The sequence below is a fragment of the Pseudanabaena biceps PCC 7429 genome, assembly GCF_000332215.1.
Lineage (GTDB): Bacteria > Cyanobacteriota > Cyanobacteriia > Pseudanabaenales > Pseudanabaenaceae > Pseudanabaena > Pseudanabaena biceps.
The window spans coordinates 1-501 of sequence record NZ_ALWB01000433.1; the positions used below are offsets into that span (position 1 = coordinate 1).

The 501-nt window shown below is 43.1% G+C and carries 1 pseudogene; it reads left to right on the forward strand.

Annotated elements, in window-relative coordinates:
- Positions 1-67: 67 nt before the first annotated feature.
- A pseudogene (locus PSE7429_RS28280) lies at positions 68-501 on the forward strand (IS1 family transposase); the annotation flags it as partial.

Here is a 501-nt window from a genome sequence, read left to right on the forward strand (position 1 = left end):
CTGAGCCAGGTAGTCCTAAAAGGAAAGGATGAGGGAAATATCTAGATGGTTGTTACAGATTAAAGCAATGTCAGAGTCAAGTCCATCAAGTCCATCATGTCCATCCTGCCAGTCCGTATCAGTGGTTAAAACGGTAGTACTCGGCATGGCAAACAAATTATAAATGTCGGGACTGTGGTCGTCAATTTGTAGAAAATCCACAGTGGCAGAGAGTTTCAGAGCGTATCCAAGACACTTATGACCTTTTAGAGAGACTACTGCTAGAAAAATCCCACTAGCTGGAATAGCTAGAGTCCTCAAGGTCTCAGAGAAATGGTTGCAGAGTTACGTCAATCATAAATATGAAAACGTTCCTCAGCAGGTGGAGGTAGAACCAAAACCAAAACGCCGTTTGATCGTACAGATGGATGAATTATGGTCTTTGTGGACGACAAAGGCAATAAACAGTGGGTATGGCTTGCCATTGACGCCGAGACTCGTGAAATTGTCGGTTGTTATATT